At 59.1% G+C, this 592-nt stretch carries 1 protein-coding gene; it reads right to left on the bottom strand.

Going from position 1 to position 592, the window contains the following annotated elements; genetic code table 11:
* Nucleotides 1-592 (bottom strand): hypothetical protein (locus LZ463_RS28920; protein WP_241459784.1); only part of this gene is annotated, 592 nt, incomplete at both ends.

Here is a 592-nt window from a genome sequence, read left to right on the forward strand (position 1 = left end):
CGCTGCCACATTCGATACCGTGACGGCATTGCCGGTGAGGTCAGCATTCGATGTGGTGCTGGCATCCCAGGAAGCGGCAGCAGCGAGGTTGAAGCTGGTCGTGTCCACCGCACTGGTGCCATTCTTGTTCAACAGGCCATTGATGGCGAGTTTGTCGGCGGCGTTCAACGTGACCGAGAAGGCGGTGGCGCTGGCAGCGGTGACATTGGCTGAGGTCAGGGCATAAGACCCACCGCCCTGGCCGACCAGGGACAGTTTGGAGACATCAATGGTGTCGCCACCGACGATATTGACGGCAGAGACGGACAGAATACCTGTGGCAGCGTCATACGTGGCATTGAGGATATTCGGTGCAGCATTGGAGACGGTGATGCCATTGCCTGTCAGGTCAGCAATATTGCCACCGGTGATGACGCTGTTCCAGTCGTCTGCTGCGGCAAGGTTGTAGGTGGTGGCGCTGACGGCGGAAGACGTACCGTTCTTGTTCAGCAGGGCGGAGACGCCGCCAGTGTCTGCACCGGAGAGGGTAATGGCAAAGCTGGTGGCGGAGGTGATTTCGACATTGCCGGAAGTGGACAGCGTGTAAGTCGCT

It is taken from the genome of Undibacterium paludis, from assembly GCF_022568815.1.
GTDB lineage: Bacteria > Pseudomonadota > Gammaproteobacteria > Burkholderiales > Burkholderiaceae_D > Undibacterium.